The sequence below is a fragment of the Georgenia halophila genome (assembly GCF_039541595.1).
The window spans coordinates 192,036-217,401 of the sequence record NZ_BAABGN010000002.1; the positions used below are offsets into that span (position 1 = coordinate 192,036).

General features: G+C 71.9%; 24 protein-coding genes. 9 read left to right on the forward strand and 15 right to left on the reverse strand.

What is annotated here, in order from left to right:
- Positions 1-140: 140 nt before the first annotated feature.
- Together ABD907_RS02500 and ABD907_RS02505 are read left to right on the forward strand one after the other, a co-directional pair.
- Complete coding sequence (locus tag ABD907_RS02500; RefSeq protein WP_345214909.1) at positions 141-398, forward strand: holin; 258 nt, start codon at positions 141-143, stop codon at positions 396-398.
- A 453-nt stretch (positions 399-851) separates the two neighbouring features.
- The gene (locus ABD907_RS02505; protein WP_345214910.1) at positions 852-1,007 is read left to right on the forward strand and encodes a hypothetical protein; all 156 of its coding nucleotides are present in this window, start codon (positions 852-854) and stop codon (positions 1,005-1,007) included.
- A gap of 41 nt (positions 1,008-1,048) precedes the next feature.
- On the opposite strand, the gene ABD907_RS02510 is transcribed toward ABD907_RS02505, so the two are convergent.
- From ABD907_RS02510 to ABD907_RS02525, 4 genes are all read right to left on the reverse strand, one after another.
- Positions 1,049-1,684, reverse strand: a complete 636-nt coding sequence (locus ABD907_RS02510; protein WP_345214911.1) for an excalibur calcium-binding domain-containing protein — start codon at positions 1,682-1,684, stop codon at positions 1,049-1,051.
- A gap of 245 nt (positions 1,685-1,929) precedes the next feature.
- The gene (locus ABD907_RS02515; protein ID WP_345214912.1) at positions 1,930-2,214 is read right to left on the reverse strand and encodes a hypothetical protein; all 285 of its coding nucleotides are present in this window, start codon (positions 2,212-2,214) and stop codon (positions 1,930-1,932) included.
- 123 nt (positions 2,215-2,337) lie between these two features.
- Positions 2,338-3,159 (reverse strand): helix-turn-helix transcriptional regulator, encoded by an 822-nt coding sequence (locus tag ABD907_RS02520; protein ID WP_345214913.1) that lies wholly within the window; start codon positions 3,157-3,159, stop codon positions 2,338-2,340.
- Complete coding sequence (locus tag ABD907_RS02525; RefSeq protein WP_345214914.1) at positions 3,156-3,344, reverse strand: hypothetical protein; 189 nt, start codon at positions 3,342-3,344, stop codon at positions 3,156-3,158. The genes ABD907_RS02520 and ABD907_RS02525 overlap by 4 nt, the downstream gene beginning before the upstream one ends.
- A 158-nt stretch (positions 3,345-3,502) precedes the next feature.
- Between ABD907_RS02525 and ABD907_RS02530 the strand changes: the two genes are divergently transcribed.
- The 4 genes from ABD907_RS02530 to ABD907_RS02545 all read left to right on the forward strand — a co-directional run bounded on the left by ABD907_RS02530 (position 3,503) and on the right by ABD907_RS02545 (position 7,257).
- On the forward strand, positions 3,503-4,558 hold the full coding sequence (locus tag ABD907_RS02530) for a class I SAM-dependent methyltransferase (RefSeq protein ID WP_345214915.1): 1,056 nt from the start codon (positions 3,503-3,505) through the stop codon (positions 4,556-4,558).
- Between the two features lie 44 nt (positions 4,559-4,602).
- Positions 4,603-5,166: an OsmC family protein gene (locus ABD907_RS02535; protein ID WP_345214916.1), complete on the forward strand. Its 564-nt coding sequence runs from the start codon at positions 4,603-4,605 to the stop codon at positions 5,164-5,166.
- A 270-nt stretch (positions 5,167-5,436) separates the two neighbouring features.
- Positions 5,437-6,618, forward strand: coding sequence for a phosphotransferase (locus tag ABD907_RS02540; protein ID WP_345214917.1), 1,182 nt, complete (start codon positions 5,437-5,439; stop codon positions 6,616-6,618).
- Between the two features lie 60 nt (positions 6,619-6,678).
- Positions 6,679-7,257, forward strand: coding sequence for a TIGR03086 family metal-binding protein (locus tag ABD907_RS02545; protein ID WP_345214918.1), 579 nt, complete (start codon positions 6,679-6,681; stop codon positions 7,255-7,257).
- A gap of 3 nt (positions 7,258-7,260) precedes the next feature.
- Here ABD907_RS02545 and ABD907_RS02550 read toward each other — a convergent pair whose 3' ends face one another.
- The 3 genes from ABD907_RS02550 to ABD907_RS02560 are packed head-to-tail and all read right to left on the reverse strand — an operon-like array spanning position 7,261 to position 14,800.
- Positions 7,261-10,596, reverse strand: coding sequence for an ATP-dependent helicase (locus ABD907_RS02550; RefSeq protein WP_345214919.1), 3,336 nt, complete (start codon positions 10,594-10,596; stop codon positions 7,261-7,263).
- The gene (locus ABD907_RS02555) at positions 10,593-13,889 is read right to left on the reverse strand and encodes an ATP-dependent helicase (protein ID WP_345214920.1); all 3,297 of its coding nucleotides are present in this window, start codon (positions 13,887-13,889) and stop codon (positions 10,593-10,595) included. Before ABD907_RS02555 ends, ABD907_RS02550 begins: the two co-directional genes overlap by 4 nt.
- A 59-nt stretch (positions 13,890-13,948) precedes the next feature.
- Positions 13,949-14,800 (reverse strand): DUF3152 domain-containing protein, encoded by an 852-nt coding sequence (locus tag ABD907_RS02560; protein ID WP_345214921.1) that lies wholly within the window; start codon positions 14,798-14,800, stop codon positions 13,949-13,951.
- Positions 14,801-14,998: 198 nt separating this feature from the next.
- Between ABD907_RS02560 and ABD907_RS02565 the strand changes: the two genes are divergently transcribed.
- Together ABD907_RS02565 and ABD907_RS02570 are read left to right on the forward strand one after the other, a co-directional pair.
- Positions 14,999-15,223: a DUF3107 domain-containing protein gene (locus ABD907_RS02565; protein ID WP_345214922.1), complete on the forward strand. Its 225-nt coding sequence runs from the start codon at positions 14,999-15,001 to the stop codon at positions 15,221-15,223.
- Between the two features lie 338 nt (positions 15,224-15,561).
- The gene (locus ABD907_RS02570; protein ID WP_425555662.1) at positions 15,562-17,169 is read left to right on the forward strand and encodes a DEAD/DEAH box helicase; all 1,608 of its coding nucleotides are present in this window, start codon (positions 15,562-15,564) and stop codon (positions 17,167-17,169) included.
- 158 nt (positions 17,170-17,327) lie between these two features.
- Here ABD907_RS02570 and ABD907_RS02575 read toward each other — a convergent pair whose 3' ends face one another.
- The 6 genes from ABD907_RS02575 to ABD907_RS02600 form a co-directional block, all read right to left on the reverse strand.
- Complete coding sequence (locus tag ABD907_RS02575) at positions 17,328-18,560, reverse strand: aminotransferase family protein (RefSeq protein ID WP_345214923.1); 1,233 nt, start codon at positions 18,558-18,560, stop codon at positions 17,328-17,330.
- Positions 18,561-18,634: 74 nt separating this feature from the next.
- Positions 18,635-19,150: a hypothetical protein gene (locus ABD907_RS02580; RefSeq protein ID WP_345214924.1), complete on the reverse strand. Its 516-nt coding sequence runs from the start codon at positions 19,148-19,150 to the stop codon at positions 18,635-18,637.
- A gap of 343 nt (positions 19,151-19,493) precedes the next feature.
- A complete protein-coding gene (locus ABD907_RS02585; protein ID WP_345214925.1) occupies positions 19,494-19,703 on the reverse strand; it encodes a hypothetical protein in 210 nt (69 codons plus the stop codon).
- Between the two features lie 25 nt (positions 19,704-19,728).
- Entirely contained in the window at positions 19,729-20,358 is a 630-nt protein-coding gene (locus ABD907_RS02590) for a MarC family protein (protein ID WP_345214926.1), read from the reverse strand.
- Positions 20,355-21,212: a PHP domain-containing protein gene (locus ABD907_RS02595; RefSeq protein WP_345214927.1), complete on the reverse strand. Its 858-nt coding sequence runs from the start codon at positions 21,210-21,212 to the stop codon at positions 20,355-20,357. The genes ABD907_RS02590 and ABD907_RS02595 overlap by 4 nt, the downstream gene beginning before the upstream one ends.
- Before the next feature lie 96 nt (positions 21,213-21,308).
- On the reverse strand, positions 21,309-21,602 hold the full coding sequence (locus tag ABD907_RS02600) for a YrhK family protein (protein ID WP_345214928.1): 294 nt from the start codon (positions 21,600-21,602) through the stop codon (positions 21,309-21,311).
- Positions 21,603-21,691: 89 nt separating this feature from the next.
- On the opposite strand from ABD907_RS02600, the gene ABD907_RS02605 reads away from it, so the two are divergent.
- The gene (locus ABD907_RS02605; RefSeq protein WP_345214929.1) at positions 21,692-23,224 is read left to right on the forward strand and encodes an aminopeptidase P family protein; all 1,533 of its coding nucleotides are present in this window, start codon (positions 21,692-21,694) and stop codon (positions 23,222-23,224) included.
- Between the two features lie 155 nt (positions 23,225-23,379).
- Here ABD907_RS02605 and ABD907_RS02610 read toward each other — a convergent pair whose 3' ends face one another.
- Complete coding sequence (locus ABD907_RS02610; RefSeq protein ID WP_345214930.1) at positions 23,380-23,508, reverse strand: putative transporter small subunit; 129 nt, start codon at positions 23,506-23,508, stop codon at positions 23,380-23,382.
- A 13-nt stretch (positions 23,509-23,521) separates the two neighbouring features.
- Positions 23,522-25,216 (reverse strand): sodium:solute symporter family protein, encoded by a 1,695-nt coding sequence (locus ABD907_RS02615; RefSeq protein WP_486334043.1) that lies wholly within the window; start codon positions 25,214-25,216, stop codon positions 23,522-23,524.
- Between the last annotated feature and the right edge of the window lie 150 nt (positions 25,217-25,366).

Sequence of the window (25,366 nt, forward strand, 5' to 3'; positions counted from 1 at the left end):
AGGGCCTCGACATCAAGGACAACCTGCCGGCCCGCGAGTACGACGTGCTCCTCGACCTGGCCGTGCGTCCCTCGTCCCAGGCCGCGTCCAAGGAAGTACTCGACGCCATTTCGGCCGAGGCCAAGAAGGGAGCCTGACTCATGAGTATCTGGACCGGCCAGTTCTGGAAGGCCACCGCCGAGCGAGCGATCGCCACCGCCGCACAGTCCGCCATCGTCGTCCTCGGCGCGGAACAGCTCAACGTCCTAGAGGTGGACTTCGTCGAGGTCGGAGGGTTCGTCGCCGGCGGTGCCGTCCTCGCGATCCTCAAGGCGCTCATCGCGAACGCCGCCACGAAGGAAGGGCCGTCCACCACACATGCAGAGGTGGTCAACCTGCCCGGCTGGCACGAGGCGTAGTGACGATGCACCCCCAGTGCGACCACTGCCCCAGGGAAGGTGTCGCCGCCCGCTATTGCGCCAACGAGTGTGACACGGCCGACCGCGAGTGGGCCGCCAAGGTCAGGTCCGCCGAGCGGCCGCGGCGAGGTGAATGAGTTAGACGCTCTTCCGTCTGGCCAGATGCTGAGCAGATCCTGTGGACGTTCCGAGGCGGCCTAGAGCCCGACCTGAGCGACCAGGGCTAGTTTTCATTCCAGAGGCGCTGGCGTTTCACCCCCCGCTACGTCAGCACCCCACACAGAGCCCCCGTCCACCCTCACCGGGTGGGCGGGGGCGTTGGTGTGTCTGCGGTCGGCGCGACCATGAGCACGTGCCCGAGATGCGAGTCCTGGCCTGGAACGAGGGACGTCAACGGATCCTGAACGCCCACCCCGTGCCAACCAGGTTCAGCCGCGCTCGAGAGCCATCCCGGTGACGGCCCGGATCGATTGGGAGCGTGACGGCGTCGAGCGCCGGGCCACGGTCGCCACCGCCTGGACGCACAGTCTCGTCCTCGTCGACGTCTCGGACCCACGCAACCTGCTCACCGCCGCGTGGATCCGGCTCGAGCACGTCGCCCGACGTTAACTACGCTCGCAGACGCCCGGAACGTCGACTGACACAACGCCCTACTCGCAGCCGACGCCGTCGCCGTCACGATCGAGATGGGACCCGTAGCCGGGGTCTCCGGCGTAGACGGGGTCCGCGCCGGCAGCTCGAGCAGCGTCACAGTTGTCGTAGTAGACGTTCGCCGGTGCTGGCTCTGGCGCTGGTGCTGGCTCGGGCTCCGGCTCTGGCTCGGGTGCCGCGGCGGCGGCTTCTTCTCGTTGTTGGATCTCCGCTTCGCGTTGATCAAGCGCTGCGGTTCTGGCTTCATCCTCGGCTTCCCGCGCGGCGAGGTCTTCCTCTCGCTTGGCCAGGGCTGCTTCCCCCTCAGCCAGCTCCGCCTCAGCGGTTTCCACCGCCGCCTGGGCGTCCTCCAGTTGCCGATTCGCAGTTTCCAACTTGCTACTCGTGGAGGTCAGTTCCTCTTGCGCCTGTTCGAGCTCATCCTCAAGAGCCATGTACTCCCCGGTGGCCGTCACGTCGACCGGAGTGCTGCCGGCGCCGAAGCCGAGGAAGAAGGCCAGGAGGAAGGCCACCGCGAGGAGAAGCCGTCGGCGCCATGGACGCTTCTTGCGAGTCGTCTCCTCGTGTGAGCTGTCATCAGCCGGCGTACCTGCTGGCTCTGCCGAGTATTCGTGCTGCTGTGCTTGCCATGTCATCGTGTCTGCCCACCAAAGATCACAGCGACCAGCGGGTAGGACCACTTCGTCCAGAAGACCCCGGATACTGGCCGCGCCCGCTCGTCCGTGTTCCGAAGCCTAGGGCGCGGTCCGGCGGAAAGTCCTGGGATCAGTCCGTGGGCGAGCATCCCCCGTATATCGCCAGCACAGCCGCGGTGATCCTCGCGGCGACGTCGCGTCGACGTGGGCGCCGCTCAACGATGTCCACCGGCGCAAGGACAGCGCTAACGAAACTTGCCCGGTTCGTTGATCCAGATCTCCTCGATCTCAGGATCATCCAGATAGCGCTGCAGGGGGCCGAGACCGGCGACGGCGTTGACCACCTCGGTGACCGCACCGTCGGGATCCGTCAGCGGCGGGACGAGCCCGGCCACCGAACGGTCGTCGTAATCGGCGATCGCCGCCGTAGCCAGCGCACGCACACCGTCCGTGTCGCGTGCCGGATCGACTCCGCGGCGGCGGACGAGCTCACGCACCTCTCCCTCGAGCAGCGCGACGCCCTCGTCCATGCCTGCTGCTCCCTGCGCCAGCTCGCCAAGTGGTGTAATCCGTAGACGGGCAACATACGCGAACTGTGAGATTGCGCATAGCCGCCGTCTCAGCCCTGTGGACGAGCACGATCCGCAGGCTCCTCAAGGCCGAGTCGAGGTGGTCCGCCAGAGCACGTCGTCCGCGACGGCGACGGCGGCCGTGCGCGAGGAGACGCCGAGCGTGGCGTGGATGTTCTCGACGTGCTTGCGCACGGTGCCCTCGGCGATCCCGAGCCGACGCGCGATCGCCGCGTTCGTCGCCCCTTGCCGCACCAGGCCCAGCACCTGGCGCTGCCGTGCCGTCAGGGCCGGTCCGCCGTTGGCGCGCCCGGGCGTCTGCTGGCAACCCCGCCGATAGATGCGGGCGACGTGCGGGCGCAGCAGCCCGAGCAGGAACCGGTCTCCCTCGGTGAAGTCCGGGCCGGCAGCGCGACTGAGGCACAGCCGGATCGTGCTGCCGGTCGCGCCGTCCGGCAGCACGAGCAGGGCATGGTGCTCGAGTCCCAGGGGTTTGAAGTACTCGACGTACATGGGGCTCGCGTGGAGCTGCCGGCTGCTGAGGAAGTCCGTGGCGATGGTGACGCTCGCCGTGTCGCCGGTGCGGTCCGGATAGCTGCAGGGCTCGAAGTCCCAGAAGTGCCTCCAGAAGGGTGGCGTGCCGGGGAGGACGTCGGGCCCCGGACCGACACCGCCGAACACGCGGACGCTGCCACCCTCGAGGTCCTGGCTCCACCGGCAGGTCTCACGCAGGCTGTCGACTGCGCGGAAGGTCGCGACGTCCGAGCGCAGCACGTTCGCGAGGGAGCACAGCAAGGACCGCGGCAGGCCCCGACCGGGTGCCGGTGCCCGCTCGGCCTCGTGGAACGCCTCGGCCAGCTCCGCCAGCTCGACACGTCCGGAACGCCGCGAGGTCGTGGACCTCACCGCCGTCGGCTCCTCATCGCCACCATGGGCTCCACCTCGACCGGGGCGTCACCGGGCGACACGCTGCGCACTGACTCGAGCGACCGTACGGGCAGACCGACGGCGGGCCCGACGTCCCGCGGGACCTCGCGCAGGTCCCACCACTCGTCCGGCCCCCAGACCCGCTCCGTCGCGGTACCGGTCATCGCTCCACCGTCCCGGTTCGTGCTGCCTCCATGGTGCCACGATCGTGAGCCGCAGACACCGTCCTTGGTGCGTACGCAGATCTGCGTATGGCGCCGCAGCCGGCACAGGACGACCGTGGAACCGCTCACCGGACGCGACGAGGCGAAGGAGCACCACCATGACTGCTGAGCCGACGACCGAGCCGGCCATCGCCGATCAGGCCCCGAAGCTGCTCGGCCACATAGCCGGCTACGTCGCGCACCGCTGCATCGGCCTCGGGCTGCGCGCAGGCCTGCTCGCCGAGCTGGCCGACGCACCGGGTCTGACTGCCGACGAGCTGGCCGAACGGTGCCGCCTCGATCCCTTCTACGTGTGGGTCTGGTGCCGCGGCACGCTCGCCGCCGGTGTGCTCGAGCGCGACGACAACGGCGGCACCGCCCTGTCCCGCGACGCCCGTTACCGGCTCGCACCGCACATGGCGACCCTGCTGCTCGACCGCGACTCGCCCGCCTACATGGGCGCGGTCTTCTCGGTGCTGCTGCAGCCCGAGATCTTCGAGCGCTTCGAGCAGACCCTGGCGAGCGGTGAACGCATGTGGTGGGAGGACACCAGCCCCGAATGGATCCGCGCGGTGTCCGGCTCCGGGCGTCCCTTCTACACGCGGCTCGTCCCCGCAGGTCTGGACCAGGTCCCCGGCCTGGCCGAGCGGCTCCGGGACGGCTGCCGCGTCGTCGACACCGCCTGCGGCACGGGTACCGGGTTGCTCCGTCTGGCCGAGCACTACCCACGCTGCGAGCTCGTCGGCGTGGACGGGGACGTGCACTCGCTCGACCAGGCGCGTGCCGCCGTCGCCGCGGCCGGGCTCGACCAGGTCGAGCTGGTCCGCAGCCCGCTGGAGGAGATGACGCTCGACCGCCCCGCCGCCGTGGTCATCAACAACATCTCGATGCACGAGTGCCGCGACATCGACGAGGTGACGCGCCGCGTGCACGACACGCTGGAACCCGGCGGGTGGTTCGTCATCTCCGACTTCCCCTTCGCGGACAACGAGGAGGCGCTGCAGACACCACCCGGGCGGGTGATGTCGGGCATTCAGTTCTTCGAGGCGCAGATCGACGATCAGCTCCTTCCCCGAAGCACCTACGACGAGCTGCTCGCCCGCCACGGCTTCACCGACGTCGGCCACGTCGCGCTCACACCCATGCACGCCGTCACCTGGGGCCGGCGCGTCTGAGCCCCCGCTCGACCTCAGCAACCACCACACAGAGAGGAAGGATCATGTCCATCACCGGCCAGCCGACCCGCAACGGGGTGAACGTCGAGCAGCTGACCCAGACGGTCGGCGCGATCCAGGACGACCCGTCGCTGGCGAACTTCACCTTCCGGGCGACCAACACCTGGCTCGACGGGGGCCGCTCGCGCACCTCCGTCCAGGGCTTCTGGGGCGCCGGGCGCGAAGACGACTCGCGCGGCAACCCATTCGTGCTCGAGGGCGACGAGCCTCCGGTGCTGCTGGGCACCAACCACGCCCCGAACGCCGTCGAGACCGTGCTGCACGCGCTGGGCTCCTGCCTGGCCGTCGGCGTCGCCTACAACGCCGCCGCGCAGGACATCGAGGTACGTCACCTCGAGATCGAGCTGGAGGGCGATCTCGACCTGCACGGCTTCCTGGGGCTCTCCGAGGACACCCGGGCCGGCTTCCACGGCATCCGGGTGACCTGCCGCATCGACACCGACGCCCCCGACGACAAGGTCGCGGAGCTCATCGCCCACGTGCGACGAACCTCGCCCGTGGTGGACATCGTGAGCAACCCGGTACCCGTCGAGATCCAGCGCACCTGAACAGCAGGATCGGCCGGGTGCGTCGCCCGGGCGGAACTCAGCACCCGGGGAGGTGTTCCGCCCGGGCCGTCGGGTCCCCGGGCCGGTGGCGTGGTGGCTCCGAGCACTCGTCTCGGGGTCACCGCGGCCGGGTGCACCCGTTCGTGCCCGCCGGCCGGGAGCAGATCCGCCGTCGGGCGGGAGCCTGCAGGCCGTACGTACCGCGAAGAGCTCACCCCTCCACGGCGCGTGCGCCTGGTCCCGCACCCCGGCGCGTTCTAGGTTGGCCGTGTGGTCCGTTCAGCACTCGCTCTCGCCGCCCTCGCCACCACGGCCGTTCCCGGCCTGGACGTGGTGGCGACGCGGCCACCCCAGGCCACGTCGAGCGAGTACCAGACCACCGGCCTGCTCGACGCCGGAGGCCGCAGCTGGGTGGTGCGCGCACCCCTGACGACGGCGGCCGGTGCCGCCCTGGAGGGCGAGGTCGCCCTGCTGTCCCAGCTCGTCAGGGAGGTCGACGAGGGCCGGCTGCCGTTCGACGTCGCCCGTCCGGTCGGTTTCGCCGAGCTGCCCGAGGGCGGCCGGGCCATGGTCCACCGCGCGCTCGTCGGCCGACCCCTGGAGCTCGAGGAGCTCACGGCCGGGCCCGGGCTCTCCGCCGCGCTCGGGCGCGCCATCGCCGCGTTCCACGAGCTCGACGCCGCCGTGATCGCCGATGCGGGCCTGCCGGTCTACGACCCCGACGCCTACCGCAAGCGCCGCCTCGCCGAGGTGGACGAGGCCGCCCGCACCGGCCGGGTGCCGGCCGCACTCCTGAACCGGTGGGAGCACGCCCTCGAGGACGTCAAGCTGTGGCGATTTCGCCCGACGCCCGTGCACGGAGACCTCGCCCCCGAGCACGTCCTCGTCACCGACGGCAGGGTCAGCGCGATGCTCGGCCTCACCGACGCCCACGTGGGTGACCCGGCCGAGGACCTGGCGTGGCTGCAGGCGTCGGCGCCCGAGGAGTCCCTCGACGCCATCGAGGAGGCGTACGCACTCGCGCGCACTGAGAGCGCCGACGAGACGCTCATGGAGCGCGCCCTGCTGGTCTCCGAGCTCGCCCTCGCGCGGTGGCTGCTCCACGGCGTGCGCACTGGCGAGGCCACGGTCGTCGAGGACGCGACCGAGATGCTCCACCAGCTGGCCGACGAGGTCACCGACGCCCCCGAGATCGGGGCTCGCGAACCGGCCCCTGGCTGGGCCTACGAACCGGACGAGACAGACGCTGCGGGCCAGATCGACGAGCCGGACGAGGCTGTGGGCGACGACCCCGAAGCCGACGACCCGGATGCCGAGCAGCCCGACACGGAACCGGACGGTGACGACGCGCCGGTCGAGCCGGACTCCGCGGGTGCGACCGAGGACCTGCACCTGGGCACGAAGCTGCCGGACTTCCTCGCGGAGCGTGAGGACGACAGCGAGACACGCTGACGCGGCCCGTTGACAACCACCTGGTTGACAAGCGCCGCTCTCGGTGCTGTGATCAACCTCATGGTTGACAACATTGGGGCCGAGGACACTGCCCCGGCGGACGAGTACCGACAGATCGCGGCAGGCTTCACCGCACGCGTGCACGGCGCCACGGCGGCCTCCTGGGACAACCGGTCCCCGGTGCCCGAGTGGACGGCTCGCGACGTCGTCCGGCACCTCGTGGAGTGGTTCCCGCCCTTCCTGACGGACGCCACCGGCATCGAGCTGCCGCCCGTGCCGTCGGTGGACGACGATCCTGTCGCGGCGTGGGACCAGCACAGCGCCGCCGTCCAGGCGCTGCTCGACGACCCGTCGCACACCGACACCCCGTTCCGGCACCCGCGACTGCCGGAGATGCCGCTCGGTACCGCGGTCTCGCAGTTCTACACGGCCGACGTCTTCATGCACACCTGGGACCTGGCCAGGGCCACCGGCCAGGACGAGCGGCTCGATCCGGAGCGCTGCCGCGTGATGTACGAGGGCATGCTCCCGCTGGACGAGATGCTCCGGGCGAGCGGGCAGTACGGGCCGCGCGTCCCGGTCCCGGACGACGCCGACTGGCAGACCAAGCTGCTGGGCTTCATCGGCCGCCGGCCGTAGCCGTCAGCCGCCGGCGGCGATCGCGCGCGTGATCCGCGCGATGACCTCTTCCTCGCCGAGGTCGCCGGCACGCACCGTCTCGTCGTGCCCGACGTAGTAGAAAGCACCACGGACCCGCTCCAGCGGGATGCGCCGCGAACGGGACCAGGCGAGGCGGTACAGGGCGAGCTGCATCTCCTTCTCGGCCAGGTCTTCGGCGTCACGTGGCGGCCGACCGGTCTTCCAGTCGACCACCTCGACATCTCCCCCGTCCTCGAAGACGGCGTCGATGCGGCACCGCACGATCGTCCCGGCGACCGGCGTCTCGAGGTCCACCTCGATGTCCGAGGGCCGTCGGCTCGCCCACTGCGAGGCCGCGAAGGTGCGCTGCAGGCGCGCCAGCTCGGCGTCGGTGATCGTGAGGGTGCCCTCGTCCTCCCCGCTGCCGGCGACGTCGTCGACGTCCAGCAGCGCGGCCCGCCCGTAGAAGTGCTCGACCCACTGGTGGAACCGGGTGCCGCGGCGGGAGACGACCGTGGGCTCGGTCGGCACGGGCCGGCGCCGGTCGCGCGCGAAGGACCGCGGGTCCTGGACCAGGCCGACCACGGAGGAGGCCGACAGGTGACCGGCAAGAGGGACGTCGCGCTGCCCGCCGCGATCACGTTCCTTCAGCAGCAGCTCGGCATCCTCACGCCAGCGGTCCACGACCGGCTCACCTGTCCGGGCGGTGAGGTCGACGGCGGAGCCGCGGGCTGCCCGGACCTCCTGCGCCGCTGCCTCGCGCGGAGCCCGGCGTGGCCCCAGCGGGTCGAAGGGCCACTGGACCGGCTCTGCGTCGGCACCGGGGTTCTCGGCGCCGTCGGGCGGCTCGGCGGCCCATTCGTCGAGGTCGTCGACCAGGCCGGCCCGGCGCGGCTCGGCCAGGAACCGCGACGGCGGCAGCGTCGACTTGCCCTCCCGGAACCACGACCCGGACAGCAGCAGGCTGTGGCGCGCGCGGGTGAGCGCCACGTATGCCAGGCGCCGTTCCTCGGCGACCCGGTGCTGACCGGCGGCCACCCGGAACGCGACCCTGGCCTCCTCGACCTCGCTGTGCGTGGCGGCGCCGGCGACGTCCAGCGCGGGCAGCGCGTCGGCATCCTGGCGCAGCGGGTACGGCAGCTCGCCGACGGCGGTCAGCCACGCCGAGCTGGTGACGCTCAGGTCCGGTTTGGGCCTGGTGTCGTAACCGGGGAACTGTGACTCGACGAGGCCGGGGACGGCGACGACGTCCCACTCCAGCCCCTTGGCCGCGTGCACGGTCAGCACCTGCACGACGGCGGAGTCGGGCTCGACGTCGCCGGTCTCGACGGCGTCCAAGCCTCGTTCACGCTCCTCGGCGGCGTCCAGCCAGTTGAGGAACGCGCCGAGGGCGGGCCGCTCGGAGTCGCCGGCGAAGGAGGCGGCGACGTCGGCGAACGCGTCCAGCGCGGCACGGCCCGCCCCGGAACCGCCGGAACGGACGGCCACCTCGATGTCGAGGCCGAGCAGCTGCTCGGTGGCGACGACCAGCTCGGGGAGCGTGAGGTGGCGCAGGGACCGGATCTGTCGCAGCACGCCGCCGAGGCGGCGCACGCGTGCCGCACCCGTTTCGCTCATGGTCTGCCCGCGTGAGCCGGTCCAGCCGGCGTGGGGCGGCTGCTCGACCGCCTCGACGAGGCTCGCCTCCTCGCGGGCGTCGAGGCGCCGGTCCGTCTCGTCGCTGAGCGGCTCGATCGCCTGCTTGGCGAGGTGCCGCGCCCAGTCCTGAAGGGCGTGCAGGTCGGCGACGCCGAGCCGCAGGTTCGTCAGCAGCCGGACCATCGCGTCACCGCGGGTGGCGTCGTCGGCCACGCGCAGGGCGGCGCGCACGTCGACGATCTCCGGCGTGGCGAGCAGCCCGCCCATGCCGATTACGCGGTGCGGCAGGCCACGGTCCTCCAGGGCACGCACCACGCCGGCGAACTGGCTGCGCTTGCGGCACAGCACGGCGGCGGTCCGCTCGCCCGCGGGCTCCCAGCGTTCGGCGAGGAAGCCGGCGACCCGCTCGGCCTCCTCGACCTGGCCGGTCACGTAGAGGCCGCTCACCTCGCCGGGGGCCGCGTCCGGCCGCGCGCGCAGCTGCGGCACCTCGACGTCGGGTCCGCGGCCACCGCCGGCTCGCAACGGTCCGGAGACGGCGTTGGCGGCGTCGAGGATGCCGTGGTCGTTGCGCCACGAGGTGCTCAGCGCGAGCGTCTCGGCGGGCCGGTCCCCGGCCTGTGGGAAGCGCTCCGGGAACTGCGCGAGCGAGGCGGCCGAGGCACCGCGCCAGCCATAGATCGCCTGGTGGGGGTCGCCGACGGCGGTCACCGGGTGGCCGTCCCCGAAGAGGTGGGCGAGCAGTTCGAGCTGGGCGACGGAGGTGTCCTGGAACTCGTCCAGGAGCACCACCCGGTACTGGGCCCGGAGCTGGGCGCCGACCTCGGGCACGGCACGCGCGACGCGGGCGGCGAGGGCGACCTGGTCGGCGAAGCTGATGAGGCCGCGGTCGCGCTTGCGCTGCTCGAAGGCCTCGATGACGTCGAGGAGGGCCGCGCGCTCGTCGAGGGAGGCCACGATCTTGAGCACGTCGGCCTTGGGCGCCTTGAGCCGGTCGGGCTGCTTGTCGACCAGGTCCGAGCGCAGGTCGGCGAGCATGGCGCGTGCCTCGGCGACCGTCAGGACGTTCTCGGTGAGCCCGGCCGCCAGGTCGAGGACGGCCTGGGTGACGGTGCTGACCGCCTTCTCGGTGTCCAGGTCCTCCTGCCAGTTCTGCACGATGTCGTCCGCGAGCTGCCAGGCGCCGGCCTCGGTGACCAGGCGTGCGTCGGGGTCGGCACCGACCCGCAGCGCGTGGTCCCGCGCGAGCGTGCCCGCGAAGGAGTTGTAGGTGGCGATCTGCGGCCGATCGACGTCCAGGCCCGACGTCTGCGCCGCACCGGCCGTCTGGTCCTCGTCGCGCTCCGGCGGCGTGATCCCGGCGGCGCGCAACCCGCGCAACCGTGCCCGGACGCGGTGGGCGAGCTCGGCGGCGGCCTTTCGGGTGAAGGTCAGGCCCAGGACCTCCTCACCGCGGACGTAGCCGTTGGCGACGAGGTAGACGACCCGGGCGGACATGGTCTCGGTCTTGCCCGATCCCGCACCGGCGACGACCAGCAGTGGTGCGAGCGGCGCCTCGATGACGCGGGTCTGCTCCTCGGTGGGCGTCGGCAGGTCGAGACGGGCGGCGATCTCGGCGGCCGAGTACGTCGCCGGACCGGCGGGCTTGGACGTCCCCAGCTCGGGGCCGAAGAGCTCGAGCTGCTCGCTGCGGATGGTCATCGGACCCGTCCCCCGTCCTCCTGCAGCGGGCAGGACGTGCGCACCGGACAGGTGCGGCACTTGTCGTTGACGGTGGCGACGAAGACCGCGCCGCCCATCGTCTCGGCCGCCTCGCCGAGCAGCTCGTGCGCCCACCGGGGGTCCTCGGCCCGGTCGATCGGGTCCTGCTCGCGGGAGGTGGGGCCGCGCTTGCCCGCGCCCAGGTAGACCAGCCGGGCACCGTCCGATCGAACGTCGTCGCCCCAGGCGCCCGACTCGACCGCGACCTGGTAGACGCCGAGCTGGGCGTGGCGCTGGCCGTCGTCCTTGGAGACCGGGGACTTCGAGGTCTTGAGATCGACGACGCGGACCTGGTCCTCGCCCACGTGCTCGACCCGGTCCATCCGTCCGATGAGCCGTGCCCGGCCGACGTCGACGGCGAAGGCGCGTTCCACGTCGACCTCGCCGGGGACGGAGGCGACGTACGCGGCCAGCCGCTCGATCATCTTGTCGGCCTGCTCGCGGCGTCGACGGCCCACCCAGCCGTCGCCCGTGCCGAGCTCGTCCCACCGTTCGTCGAGCGCGTGGCGGAGCTCCTCCAGCGTCCCGTGGGGGTGCTCGGCGGCGATCTCGTGGACCAGGTTGCCGACCGCCTGGTCCGCCGACCCGGCCGTTCGTCCCCCGGCCTGCTCGAGCGCCCAGCGCAGCCCGCAGGTGGTGGCCTGCTCGACCCCGGACGGGCTCACGGGTACCGGCGCGTCCGCAGGACGCAGCGGCTCGGTGGTGCTCTCCGGCTCGAGCCAGCCCCAGGTTGCCGGGTCGGCGCCGGGCACGCCCTGCTCGGCGAGGTGCGCGAGCAGCGCCGCGGCCTCGGTGCGTCGGGAGTCCGCCCCGCCCGCCTCATCCGTCTCGCCGACGGGGCGCTCGAGCACGGTGCGGAGCTCGGCGACCAGTCCGCGCAGGTCGAGCGCGGGCGGCACGTCGCGGACGTCGGTCGGGTCGTGGTCGGGGGCGAGCAGGTCGAAGAAGGCCGAGGGACGCGAGTCCTCGTCGAGGACGGCCGTGACGAGCAGTCGCCGGCTCGCCCGCGAGATCGCGACCGCCAGCATCCGGAGCTCGTCGTCGAGCACCGCCCGCCGGGCCGCGCCGAACGTGTGACCGCCGCCGTTCCCGCCCGTGCCGAACGGGCTGCCGCGGCCTGCCTCGAGGTCGGCCAACGCACCGGCCCCGAGCGTGGAGTCGCGCAGCCGCAGGTCGGGCCACAGCTCCTCCTGCAGGCCGGCGACCGCCACGACCTGCCACTCCTCGCCCGCGGCCCCCGCCGGGGTGAGGACCTGGACCGTCTCGCCCCGCACGCCGTGGGCGGCCAGGCTGTCGGCGGGCAGGTCCTGCGAGCGCAGGTGCTCGAGGAAACCGGCGGGGCCGGCCCCGACGGTGCGGTCGGTGTACTGCTCGGCGGCGCGGAACAGCACCATGACGGCGTCGAGGTCCGCGTCGGCCCGTTCGGCGCCGGGTCCGCCGGACAGCGCGCGCTCACGCCACGGCTCGGACAGGTCTGTGGCGTCCCACAGCGCCCACAGGACCGTCTCCGCCGTCGCGCCGTCGTTCGCCAGCGCCGCTCGGCCGGCGGCGAGGACGGCGGCGACCCGGCCGGCGACCGCGCCGGGGCCTGCCGGCAGCCCGGCGGCGAGCTCGGGGTCGGCGACGACGGCGGACAGCACCTCGTCGACCGGTCGTGAGCCGCCCGCGGCCCGCTCGATCCCGCGGAGGGTGCGCCGGAGTCCGCGCATCCCGACGGCGTCCGCACCACCGATCGGGGAGGTCACCAGCTCGGCGGCCTGCTCCGGCGTCGGGCGGCCCGCGAGGACGGCGGCCAGCGCGACGAGCAGCGGACGTACCGCCGGCTCCTCGCGCAGGACTCCGGGTGCCGCCTGCCCACCGACCGGGACCCGCCAGGCCCGCAGGGAGCGCTGCAGCTCGCGGACGTGCCCGGCGGACCGGGCGACGACGGCCATCTCGGACCAGGGCGTCCCGCGGCGCAGGTGCTCCTCGCGCAGGTGCCGAGCGATCCAGGCTCCTTCCTGGGGTCGCGAGCGCAGCACGGCCGGTTCCAGGCCGCCCGCCGCCCGGGCACCGGGGCCCGCGCCAGCGGTGTCGATGTCTCCGGCTGCGCTGTCGCCGATCTGACGACCCGCCGTGGCGCGGCGCTGGCCGGCGGTACCGGTGGTGGAGATCGCCGAGGTGACCGCCATGGTCACCGCTCGGAGTTCCTCGTCCTGCCGGTGGGCGGTGCTCAGCTCGATCCGGGCGGCCTCGAACCCGCCGAGCTCCTCACGTGTCTCGGCGAGCCCGACAAGAGCGGGGGTGCCGCCGCGGAAGCCTTGGACGCCGGCGTCGGGATCGCCGTGCAGGAGCAGCTGCGCCCCGTCGTCGGCCAGGACCCGGAGCAGCCGCGCGGTGGCGAGGGTGGAGTCCTGGTGGTCGTCGACGACGGCCGCCGACCACCGCGGGCGTGGGTGTGCCGGCACCTCGTCCTCCCAGGCACGCAGGGCCGCGGTGGCCTCGTCGACGATCCGGGCGGCGTCGAGCCGGCTCCCGCGGTCCGGCGTCAGCTCACCGAGCGAGGTGACCTGCTGGTACTCCTCGAGCAGGACGGCGGCGGCCGTCCACTCGGGACGGTCGTGACGCCGGCCACGGTCGGCGAGCTCCTCGGGGCCCAGACCGAGCTCGGCGGCGCGCATGAAGAGGTCGCGCAGCTCGTCCCGGAACGCCCCCATCGCGAGCGTCTCGGGACCGATGGTGTCGGGCCAGTGGACGGGGGCGCCGAGGCCCGCGCGGTGCCCGTCGAGGAGCTCGGCGAGGATCTGGTCCTGCTCGGGACCGGTGATGAGGGTCGGTGCGGGCTCGCCCAGCAGCGTGGCCCGCATGCGCAGGACGGAGTAGGCGAAGGAGGCGGGCGTACGGACCAGCACGCCCGTCGTCGTGCGGCCCAGGCGCCTGGCGACGGCGTCCCGGACCCGGGCGGCCCCGCGCCGTGTCGGCACGAGCAGCAGGACTCCCTGCTCGCCCGGGCGGGCGGACGGCTCCTGGGCGGCGCGGGCGAGGAACGACTCGACCGCCGTCGTCGTCTTGCCGGTGCCGGGCGCGCCGACGACCAGGAGGTGCCCCTCGTCGGCGGGCCAGTCCACGGCAGCGGACTGCTGAGCGTCGAGTCGCGGCGGGGCGGGCGGCTGCTCGGGCAGCGCGAGACGCAGCGTGGTGGTGTGCGCAGCGCCAGGGGATTCCGCCATGTTCACGATGTCATCACGGGCCACCCACATGGCTCCGCGCGCCGCGCGGGCGGACCCTCGACGTGTCGTGACCGTCGCAGGTCTCAGCGGGTGGTGGCGGGCCAGGCGTTCGGTTCGCAGCCGTCGAGGGTGATGGTCTGCTGGACCATGATCGGGGCGGGCTCGCCCGGCGCCGGGCAGTCGACGTGCGGGTTGCCCAGCAGATGCCCCACCTCGTGGCTGACCAGGTACTGGCGGTACTCGGTGATGTTGCCGCCGCCGTTCAGGAACGGCTCGGCTCCCTCGGACCAGCGCACGGCGTTGAGCACGGCGCGCCCGTTCCGGCCGCACGAGTACTTTCCTGCCGTCTCGAGCGGCACGCAGAGCTCGTCGGTGAGTTGCGGCGAGGCCAGTACCACGGAGAAGTCGGCGGTCTCGCCGTCGACGCCCACGAACCGGACGGAGCCGTCGTGGCCCCAGCCTCGGTCGTCGTTGAGAACCTTCATGACGAAGCGAGCGAACGCGGGCCCGTCCACCGTCAGGCCGCGCTCGACCTGGACCCGGACGGTCATGACGTCGACGCCGCCGTCCTCGATGATCGGCGGGTCGGGGCTGCGGGAGATGGTCTCGAGGTCGCCGGACGCCTGCTGCGGCATCGGTTCGGTGGTCGGCAGGCCGGCCCGCGCCCGCAGCGCGAGCGCGAGCTCCTCGAGGGTGCGGGTCAGCCAGGACAGTGCGCCGGCGTCCGCGCCGGGCCCGGCCTCGTCCTCGAGCACCTGCTCGCGGTCCTGCGGATCACGGGTCTCTCGGGCCGCGTCGTCGTCCGTGCCGGCGGAGGCCGTCACGCCGGGAGAGACGGCGTCCGTGATCGAGGGGTCGGCGCTCGCGGGCACCGCCAGAGGCAGCACCAGGCCGAGGCCGGCCAGGGCTCCGAGGGCAACACGAGACGCACGCACGTCCCACATTGTCGCACCACCGGGGACCGGCACGCTTGCCGACCTTCTCTCCGGAGCGTCGGCGCCCCCTACGGAGCGTGCGTCACGGGCAGCCACAGCAGCACAGACGGACACGACCTACGATGAGGTGCAGCAACGCTCCCGCCTGCTCGTGACGAGCGGCGGGCCCTCATCGAGACGAAAGCAGGAGGCCACCAGGTGGAGATCACCATCGGCGTGAAGCACGTCAACCGCGAGCTGACCCTGGATTCCGATCAGAGCACGGACGAGATCCAGGCGGCCGTGGACAAGGCGATCTCCGACGGCACGTCGCTCGTCCTCGGCGACGACAAGGGACGCCAGGTCGTCGTGCCCTCGTCGTCGCTGGCCTACGTCGAGCTGGACGCGAAGGAACAGCGCCGGGTCGGTATCGGCATCGTCTGAGTGCGCCGCCCTCCGGGGCGCACGGATGGCACGAGATGAGGATGTGGTCGCTGCGGCGGCCACATCCTCATCATCGTTCACGCCCGTGTCCCGGCCGGTCTCCCGGGCCTCTTGCGCGGAGTGCGCTGGCGACGCGCCGGGTGAGTCTGCTCACCGCTCCGTGAACTCCTGGCGCCACGCGGTATCCTAGGAGATGTACACGGTTGCCCGGTCGTCACGCAGCCTGATCCGCGTGAACGCACGCGGCGAAATTCACGATCGGCTGCCGAAGCAGGCGCGCCGCCGCCCCCTCCCGACTCATCGGGGTGCCGCGCACCGCGCCACGATCGAAGGTTCACATGACTGACCAGAACACCGGTGTGCTCGATGCCACCATCACCGACGAGATGCTCGCCACCCCGGACGCCCCCGGCGTCACGCCCGACATCACCGAGGAGCTGGCTCCCGCCGACCTCGAGGAGAAGACGTTCGCGGACTTCGGTGTCGAGGACGAGATCTCCGGCTCGCTCCGCGACGTCGGCATCACCCACCCCTTCCCCATCCAGGCGCTCACCCTCCCGGTGGCACTGAGGCGGCAGGACATCATCGGCCAGGCCAAGACGGGCACCGGCAAGACGCTCGGCTTCGGCATCCCGCTGCTGCAGAACGTCACCGGCCCCGGCGAGGGCGGCTGGGACGACGTCGAGGACCAGGGCAAGCCGCAGGCCCTCGTCATCGTCCCCACCCGTGAGCTGGCCAAGCAGGTCGCCGACGATCTCGCGACCGCCTCCCGCCGTCGTACCGTGCGCGTGGTGCAGGTCTACGGTGGCCGCGCCTACGAGCCGCAGATGGACGCCCTGGCCCAGGGCGCCGAGGTCGTGGTCGGCACGCCCGGTCGGATGATCGACCTGATGAAGCAGCGGATCCTCGACCTGCGCCGCGTGCGGACCGTGGTGCTCGACGAGGCCGACGAGATGCTCGACCTGGGCTTCCTGCCCGACGTCGAGACGCTCCTCGCCGCCACGCCCGCTTCGCGTCACACCATGCTGTTCTCGGCGACCATGCCGGGGCCGGTCGTGGCGATGGCACGTCGGTACATGACCCGTCCGACGCACATCCGTGCGCAGGACCCGGAGGACACCGGCGCGACGGTGAAGAACACGCGCCAGGTGGTCTATCGCGCCCACGCCCTCAACAAGGTCGAGGTGCTCGCCCGGATCCTGCAGGCCGAGGGCCGTGGCCTGACCATCGTCTTCACCCGCACCAAGCGCACCGCGGCGCGCGTCGCCGAGGACCTCGCCGAGCGTGGCTTCGCAGCCGCCGCGATCCACGGCGACCTCGGCCAGGGCGCCCGTGAGCAGGCCCTGCGCGCCTTCCGCGCCGGCAAGGTCGACGTGCTGGTCGCGACCGACGTCGCCGCCCGCGGGATCGACGTCGACGACGTCACGCACGTCGTCAACTACCAGTGCCCCGAGGACGAGAAGATGTACCTGCACCGCATCGGCCGCACCGGCCGCGCGGGCAACGCCGGCACCGCCGTCACGTTCGTCGACTGGGACGATATGCCGCGGTGGGCGATGGTCAACAAGTCCCTCGACCTCGGCGTGCCGGAGCCGGTGGAGACCTACCACACCTCCCCCCACCTGTACTCGGACCTCAGCATCCCCGAGGGCATCACCGGCCGCCTCCCACGCTCGGCTCGCACCCGCGCCGGCCTGGGCGCCGAGAAGGTCGAGGACCTGGGCGAGACGGGCCAGAAGAACGGCCGCGGCGGATCCGGCGGCGGAGGCCGCGGTGGAAGCCGTGACGGCGGGCGCGGCTCCGGCCGAGGCTCTCGCGACGGTGGCCGGAGCTCCCGCGACGGCGGACGCCAGGGCGGCCGCAGCGAGGGCGACGGCGAGCGTCCGGCCCGCAGGCGTCGTCGCCGCACGCGTGGCGGACGTCCCGCCGAGGGCAACCAGGGCTGAGGCCCCCGCCTGACGCACCGCTGCGCCGAGAGCAGCAGAATGCGCCGAAAGCAGTCGTTCGAACGACTGCTTTCGGCGCTTTCTGCTGCTTTCGGTGGTCCTTGCGGCTCCAGCGGGTCGAGTGGCTCCGGCTGACCGGCGCCGGCGCCGGCGCGGACTCAGAGCCGGGGGATCCCCTGCCGCAGTCCTTCGGCCAGCTCGCGCACCTGCTCGTCCGTCATGACGAACGCCGGCGAGATCTGCAGCGCTCCGGCTCCGACCGCGCGGGTCGCCACCCCGATCTCGCGCAGAGCGAGGACCAGGCGCGGGGCGAGTGCGGCGTCGTGCAGCTGGACGGCGGCGAGCGCCCCCGTGCCGCACCGGACCTCGGCCACCGCGTCGAGCTCGGCGAGCGGGCCCAGCTCGCGCGCGATCGTCACCTCCAGGCGGGCGGCCTCGTCCAGCAGGCCTTCCCGCTCGATGATCTCGAGGTTGGCCAGGGCGACGGCGGCCGCGGTGGCGTGGCCCGAGTAGGTGTAGCCGTGACGCAGCCACGTCCCGGGCTCCCGGAAGAACGGCTCGGCCACGTGCGGGCCCACGAGTACCGCGCCCATCGGCAGGTAGCCCGACGTGAGGCCCTTGGCGGTGGCGACCATGTCCGGCTCGAGGCCGAAGCGGGTCGAGGCGAACCACGAGCCGCCGATGCGCCCGTACCCGGTGACCACTTCGTCGGCGACGAAGAGGATCTCGTACTCGGTGCAGATCTTGCGCACCTCGGTCAGGTACCCCTCCGGCGGCGGGTAGACGCCACCGGCTCCGAGCACGGGCTCGCAGAAGAAGGCCGCGACGTTCCCCGGACCGATGCGCTCGATCGTCTCGCGCAAGGACTCCGCGGCGTCCCAGCCCACGATCTCCGTGCGCGGACCGAGGTCGCCGTAACCCTCGCGGTTGCCGGGGATGCCGCCCAGGGCCGTCCCCGCGACGTGCATGCCGTGGTAGGCCTTCTGCCGGCCGATCACCACCGTCTTCTCGGGCCGCCCGACCTCTACCCAGTACCGGCGGGCCAGCTTGGCGGCGGTCTCGACCGAGTCTGAGCCGCCGGAGGTGAGGAAGACGCGGCTGCCGGCGACCGGCGCGATCCCGGCGAGCTTCTCCGCCAGCTCGATGGTCGGGCGCGCGGCGTTGTCGCCGAACGTCGAGTAGGCCGCCAGCGTCGCCATCTGCTGCGCGGCCACCTCGCCGAGCTCGGCCCGGCCGTGCCCCACGTTGGCGAACCACAGGCCGGCCGTGGCGTCGAGGTACCGGGTGCCGGCCTCGTCCCACACGTACGCGCCCTCGCCTCGGGCAAGCACGAACTCGCCGGCGCGCTCCACCGCCGCCATGTCCGAGAAGGGATGCCACAGCGCGCCCATGGATGACCTTTCGTGCCGGGTTCGGGGTCGACCCGAAGACTATCGGCCCGCAGGGGCGGCCGTGCCGGAGACTGCTACTCCGGCGGGCGATCTTCGGCACCGTCGTCGGGCGAAGGACCCCGCGCCCCCGTGTCGTCGGATCGACGATCCCTCTCCCATCGACGCACCACGACCAGCTCCGCCTGGTCAGATCTGCGCCACAGCAGAGCGAATGTCACACCGGCTGTCACCGCGAGGATCGCCGCCGCCCACGTCGGCAACACCTCGCCCGGCCCGAGAGACCCGCCGACGAACTGCATGGCGAGGATCATCAACAAGAGAGCCACGAACCTGGGCCACCACGTCCCGGGCAGCGGCGCCTTCAGCGCGATGGCACTCTGGGTGGCCGTGAAGTACGTGTAGCCGGCGCGGCGGCGCAGGACCTCGAGCAGCACGAGGAGGACGAAGGCGAGCACCAGGAGAGCGAGGTGAACCCGGAACGCGACGACTGCCGAGGCGACGACCACGGCAGCACCGGTGTAGTACCACCAGGCCGGCAGACGTCGGTCCTCCACGACCGCTGCGTCGTCGTCGCCATCGGTGGCGCTCATCTGATCACCGTATCCGCCGGTTTCACGCCCCGGCAGACGGTTGCGACGTCTGCACTCCCTTCAACGAGACCGCGATCATGTTCCACCGTTCTCAAGGTAGTCCTCAGCCGGAGAGGCTGTTCTCAGCCGCCGCGCCGTGATTGTGCGCAGCCGTTGGCGCTCCCACCCCCAGACGGCGGCGACCGCGCCCACGACCACAGCGACAACCACCGCCGACCAGGTCGGCAACGCCTCGCGCGGGACCCACGACGTCACGCCCGAGACGAGCAGCACCCCAACGGGGACGGACATGAAGCCCGCGACGTCGAGGACAACGTTCGGCCGAGGTGTATGGCGTCGGATTTCACGATGCCGGTCTTTGATGCGGGTAGCCGCCTCGGCGTTCCAGCAGCGCGAGAACAGCGAACAGCAAGCAGGCCGGAACGAAAAGCGCGAGGTGGCGGAACGCCATGACCCCGAGGGCGGTGGCCGCACCCCCGCCGACGAAGTGCCACCACGGAGGCATGCTGAGGTCGTCCAGGACCCCCTCGTCGTCGCCATCGGTGGCGCTCATGCAAGGACCGTAGCGCGCCTGGGGGCTACAGCTCCTGCTCGATGAGCGCGAACACCGCGTCCGCCATGAGCTGGACGGCGATCGCGGCGAGCAGGAGGCCGGCGAGCCGGGTGACCAGGGTGGTGCCGCCGTCGCCGAGGACCCGGTGGATGACCACCGAGAACCTCATGCCGAGCCACAGGCACAGGTGCACACCGACGAGCGCGACGGCGATCGCGACCCAACCGGCGACGTCTCCGTCGGCGTCCTGGACGGCGAGCATGGCGGCGACGATCGCACCGGGTCCGGCGAGCAGGGGCGTCCCGAGCGGCACGAGCGCGACGTTGACGTTCGCGGAGTCGTCGGACGCCTCGGGCTGCCTCCCCCAGCCCATGAGCAGCTCCATCGCGACGAGCAGCAGGAGCAGACCGCCGGACAGCTGCAGCGCCGGCAAGGAGATCTGCAAGAAGCCCAGGATGTACTGGCCGAACAGGGAGAACACGAGGATCACGCCGAACGCGACGGCCGTGGCCTGCAGCGCCGCCTTGCGGCGCTGGGCGGCCGTCATCCGCGAGGTCAGCGCGAGGAAGACGGGCACGGTACCGACCGGGTCCATGATCACGAAGAGCGTGAAGAAGGTCGTCGCCAGCAGCGTCAGGTCGACGAACTCGCTCACGGCCGGATCAGCGGCAGGCGCCCGGCCTCCTCGATCTGCGCGAGCACTGCCGGGGACGTGAGACGCTCGCCCAGCCTGTTGGGCTTCCCCTCGCCGTGATAGTCGCTCGCCCCGGTCCTCGCCAGCCCGAGCCGGTCGGCCAACGCCGCGAGATGGGCGACGGCGGACGGCGTGTGGTCGCGGTGGTCCACCTCGAGCGCGAACAGCCCGGCCTCGGTCATCGCCTCGATCACCGCGTCGCCGACGATCCGCCCACGGGCGTCGGCTCGTGGGTGCGCCATCACGGGGACCCCGCCCGCGGCACGCACCCGGCCGACGAACTCGACCGCGTCGGGTGCGTCGTAGCGGACGTAGTAGGGGCCCTTGGAGGACACGATGGTCTCGAACGCCGTCGACCGGTCGTCGACCACGCCGGCCGCGACGAGCGCGTCGGCGATGTGCGGGCGCCCGATCGTGGCCTCCCCGGCCGCCTGCGCGCGCACGGACTCCCAGGTGATCGGGTAGTCCTCCGCCAGCCGGGCCACCATCTTCTCCGCGCGCCCCATCCGCGAGTCCCGCGACCGCTCCATCTCCGCGGCCAGGGCCTCGTTCCCAGGATCGTGCAGGTAGCTGAGCAGGTGCACGGAGACTCCGTCGGCGCGGCAGGAGATCTCCGCGCCGCGCACGAGCGCCACCCCGGTCTCGGGCACGACGGCGGCCGCCTCCTCCCAGCCGCGCACCGTGTCGTGGTCCGTCAGCCCGACGACGCGGAGTCCGACGCGCGCCGCGGCTCGAACCAGGTCGGCCGGGCTGTCGGTCCCGTCGGACGCGTCGGAGTGGGTGTGCAGATCGATCCGCGTCTCAGCTGGTGACACAGGAGTCAGGGTACGGCGTCGGCAGAAGTCCACCGACCGCGTCCGAACGTTCGGTCGAGGGGACGCGCTTCACGGTCGAAACTCACGCCGTCCGGGTCAGTAGTCCAAGCTCTCGCCGTCGCGGCGTCCCAGCCGCTCGAGGTGGGTGCGTCGCGCCAGGCGGATCACGGGCCGGAGCACGAAGTCGATGCTGCCGAGCAGGAACATCGTCGTCGCCCACGTCTGGAGCGAGCTGAAGTAGAACATGATGCTGCCGGCGACGAAGAACACGCCGATGAAGATGTCGTTGACGATCGACATGGTCTCGTACCGGTTGCTGATCATAATCTCTTCGTCCGGAGCGACGCGGATCTCGGCCGGCGGATCGGTGTCCTCGTTCGTCTTTCCCATACCGCCACGCTAGGTTCGCCGCGCCGTCGCTGCCCATCGAGCGAACGGCCCGCTTCGGCGACAACCACTACCGGTGCGATCATGGCGACATGACGGACTCCCAGCCGACCACCACGTCCCAGCCGCTCAGCGAGCGCGTCAACAACAGGTCCCAGCGCCCCTCGAGCCAGGCGTTCCGCGAGTTCATCGCCGACGGATGGGCCACGAGGAAAGAGGGCCTGCCGGAGCGCTCCCCGGCCGCCGACTACGCCGCAGCGCGACGCGCCGCCGTCGGCGGGCTCTTCCCCGGCGAGCGGCTGGTCGTCCCGGCCGGTCAGCTGGTCACCCGCAGCAACGACACGGACTACCGGTTCCGGCCGCACTCGGCCTTCGCGCACCTGACCGGCATGGGCACCGACGAAGAGCCCGACGCCGTCCTCGTGCTGCACCCGCTCGAGGGTGCGAGTGCGACCGGCGAGACCCACGAGGCCGTGCTGTACTTCCGCCCGCGGGCCGGCCGGGACACCGAGGAGTTCTACGCCGATGCCCGCTACGGCGAGCTGTGGGTCGGCGAGCGGCCCTCGCTCGAGGAGGTCGCCGCGGCCACCGGTCTGCGCACCGACCACATCGACTCCTTCGCCGACGCGCTCGCCAAGGATGTCGGCGCGGGACAGGTCAACGTGCGGGTGGTGCCGCAGTCCGACGCGGCGGTCGAGGCGCAGGTGACGAGCGTGCGCGAGCGTGCGCAGCTGTCCCAGGGCGCGGCCGCGGCCGACGCGGCCCTGGCCGAGGCGCTCTCGGAGCTGCGGCTGCGCAAGGACGCCTACGAGGTCGAACAGGTGCGGGCCGCCGTCGACGCGACGGCGGCGGGCTTCGAGGAGATCGTCCGCTCACTCCCCCGGGCCGTGAGCCATCACCGCGGTGAACGGGTCATCGAGGGCGCGTTCGGCGCCCGTGCGCGCGAGGACGGCAACGGCATCGGCTACGACACCATCGCCGCGGCCGGCAACCACGCGAACACGCTGCACTGGATCGGCAACGACGGCCAGGTGCGGCCGGGTGAGCTGGTGCTTGTCGACGCCGGCGTCGAGGTGGACTCGCTCTACACCGCGGACGTCACCCGGACCTTCCCGGTCGACGGGACCTTCACGCCCGCCCAGCGCCGGATCTACGGCGTCGTGCTCGAGGCCGCCGACGCCGCCTTCGCGCGCGCCGGGCAGCCCGGCACGAGGTTCCGGGACCTGCACACGGCAGCCATGGAGATCATCGCCGCACGCCTCGCCGAGTGGGGCATGCTGCCCAGCTCCGCCGAGGAGTCCCTGGAGCCGGAGGGCCAGTACCACCGCCGCTGGATGGTGCACGGCACCAGCCACCACCTCGGCCTCGACGTGCACGACTGCGCCCAGGCGCGCCGCGAGATGTACCTCGACGCCGAGCTCGAGCCCGGCATGATCTTCACGATCGAGCCGGGCCTGTACTTCCGTGCCGACGACCTCAAGGTGCCCGAGGAGCTGCGCGGCACCGGCGTCAGGATCGAGGACGACGTCCTCGTGCGCGAGGACGGCTCGGTGGAGAATCTCTCGGCCGCGCTGCCCCGGACGCCCGACGAGATCGAGACCTGGATGGCCTCACTGCGTGGCTGAGGCGCTCCGCCGCGCACCTGACGAAGTGGTCGTGATCCGCCTGCGATCAACGATCACTTCGTCAGGTTCGGCGGCCGGGGCGGCGCACGAACGTCGAGGGCCCCGGCGCCCCGTACGAACGAGACGACCGGAGCCCTCGGCGCAGTACCGACGCCTCAGATGAGGTCGTGCCCCTGCTTTCGCGCCTCGCGGACGTCCTTGACGAAGCCGCGGAAGATCACGCCCATGATGACGAGGACCGTCGCCGGCCACACCAGTACGTACGCGCTCAGGATGGTCTCCATGTCTTCCTCCTAGTCAGGCGAACGATCCCGGCGCGCCTGCCGGGACGTACTCGTCGGGGTCCTCGTCGACGTTCTCGTGATCGAAGTCGCCCGTGCGCTTCTTGATGAGCGCGAAGTCGAAGGACTGCTCGGCCCGGAACGACATGAAGTAGCACACGAGGGTGCTCACCGCGTAGGCGACCAGCGAGGCACTGAGCGTCGTGTACTCGTGGAGGGCGCCGATGGCGAAAGGTGCTGCGGCGATCGACGCCACGGCACCGACGATCTTCGCCGGCTTCAGGCCGAAGAAGCCGAACGTCATCAGGCCCAGCACGACGCCGATCCCGACCACCGAGAGCACGTCGACGACGATGCCGACGACGCCGGCCATCGGGACGAGCGAGAAGCGCACCGGGAGGAAGAGGGCCAGCGCGGCGAGCACGGAGATCGTGAACGCCTTGTTGGTGACCTTGTCCCAGTAGAAGCTCGCGATGACCGGGAAGACCAGCGCGCCCCAGAGCGCACCGACGAACACCAGCAGGTCGAGGATGCTCAGCTGCATGCTCGCGAAGGCGACCGCGAGCGCCGTCGCGATGATCATGGTCACCCGACCCACCAGGAGCATGACCTTGGGGTCGGCCTTCTCCTTGCCGGCCACGTTCTGGCCGTAGACGTCGGCCATCATGATCGACGACAGCGCCGACAGGTCGGAGTCCGCGGTCGAGGACAGCGCCCCGATGATCATGATGAAGAACACCGCGAGCAGCACGGGCGGCAGGAAGGTGGCCGCCATCTGCGGGACCAGGTTGTTCAGGTCCCCGCCCTGCGGCTCGATGCCGAGGTAGAGGGCGAGCACGCCGAGCATCCCGACACCGATCACCATCGCGCCGTACCCGATCGTCGCGGTGACGAACGTCGGCTTGATGAGGTCCTCGCGCACGGCGAAGAGGCGCTGGGCGATGGTCTGGTTGCCGATGGCGTAGGCCAGGACCGCCGCGATGTACGGCGCACCCTGGTTGAGGAAGGCGTCGGAGGAGAAGAAGTTCCCCTGCTGCGCCGTCAGGTTGTCCGCACCGCTGGTGAACACGGTCGGGAAGTCGGCGGCGAAGAAGATGACGGGGACGAGGACGGCAACCGCCCCGAGCATCGCCATGACCTGGGTGAAGTCCGTCAGCACCGAGGCCCGGAACCCCGACCACAGCGTGTACAGCAGCACGCCGCCGGCGACGATGAGGACGCCCTGGACGAAGTTGATCGGCGAGAGCAGCGAGATCAGTGCGCCGCCCGCGATGAAGTTCGACATGAGCGAGATGACGCTGCCGACGATGTTCGAGCCCGCGAGCATCAGCTGGCTGGAGCGTCCGTGCCGGGCGTACATCACCTCGGCCAACGTGTGGGCCTTCGGTGCCACCTTCCGGATGCGCTTCCCGAACGGGTAGATGAACAGGATCATCAGCGCGCCCCAGAGCCCGTAGTGGATGGGCCCGGAGATGCCGTAGGTGTACCCGGACGTGGCCGAGGCGTACATCGAGGACGCCCAGATCCACGTGGCGGTCATGCTGGCGGCCGAGATGCCGAAGCCGACCTTGTTCCCCGCGGTCATGTAGGCGTCGGCGTCCTCGTTCTTCTTGCCGATGCGGGTGGACATGAGGAATGTCCCCCCGTAGAACGCCACCAGCAGGATCACGACGACCCCGATTCCGAGCTGAGCGAGTTCCTGGCTCGCCACACGCACCACCGCCTTCTTGATCGGTCCTTCCAGGTCACGGCGGGGGACGTGTCGTGCGTCCGGGCGCTCGCCGGCCGCGCATCTGCGGCGCAGGCGGGAGCGCACCCGCCACGCGCCGCGTCGCGGCGCGGGCAGCCGGGGTCTGGCCCC

Coding starts and splice junctions, on each gene's coding strand:
- ABD907_RS02530 (WP_345214915.1), top strand. CDS start 3,503: ATGACTGCTGAGCCGACGACCGAGCCGGCCATCGCCGATCAGGCCCCG.
- ABD907_RS02600 (WP_345214928.1), bottom strand. CDS start 21,602: ATGGGAAAGACGAACGAGGACACCGATCCGCCGGCCGAGATCCGCGTC.
- ABD907_RS02545 (WP_345214918.1), top strand. CDS start 6,679: ATGGTTGACAACATTGGGGCCGAGGACACTGCCCCGGCGGACGAGTAC.
- ABD907_RS02535 (WP_345214916.1), top strand. CDS start 4,603: ATGTCCATCACCGGCCAGCCGACCCGCAACGGGGTGAACGTCGAGCAG.
- ABD907_RS02610 (WP_345214930.1), bottom strand. CDS start 23,508: ATGGAGACCATCCTGAGCGCGTACGTACTGGTGTGGCCGGCGACGGTC.
- ABD907_RS02550 (WP_345214919.1), bottom strand. CDS start 10,596: ATGACCATCCGCAGCGAGCAGCTCGAGCTCTTCGGCCCCGAGCTGGGG.
- ABD907_RS02580 (WP_345214924.1), bottom strand. CDS start 19,150: ATGAGCGCCACCGATGGCGACGACGACGCAGCGGTCGTGGAGGACCGA.
- ABD907_RS02510 (WP_345214911.1), bottom strand. CDS start 1,684: ATGACATGGCAAGCACAGCAGCACGAATACTCGGCAGAGCCAGCAGGT.
- ABD907_RS02570 (WP_425555662.1), top strand. CDS start 15,562: ATGACTGACCAGAACACCGGTGTGCTCGATGCCACCATCACCGACGAG.
- ABD907_RS02500 (WP_345214909.1), top strand. CDS start 141: ATGAGTATCTGGACCGGCCAGTTCTGGAAGGCCACCGCCGAGCGAGCG.
- ABD907_RS02605 (WP_345214929.1), top strand. CDS start 21,692: ATGACGGACTCCCAGCCGACCACCACGTCCCAGCCGCTCAGCGAGCGC.
- ABD907_RS02525 (WP_345214914.1), bottom strand. CDS start 3,344: ATGACCGGTACCGCGACGGAGCGGGTCTGGGGGCCGGACGAGTGGTGG.
- ABD907_RS02515 (WP_345214912.1), bottom strand. CDS start 2,214: ATGGACGAGGGCGTCGCGCTGCTCGAGGGAGAGGTGCGTGAGCTCGTC.
- ABD907_RS02585 (WP_345214925.1), bottom strand. CDS start 19,703: ATGAGCGCCACCGATGGCGACGACGAGGGGGTCCTGGACGACCTCAGC.
- ABD907_RS02575 (WP_345214923.1), bottom strand. CDS start 18,560: ATGGGCGCGCTGTGGCATCCCTTCTCGGACATGGCGGCGGTGGAGCGC.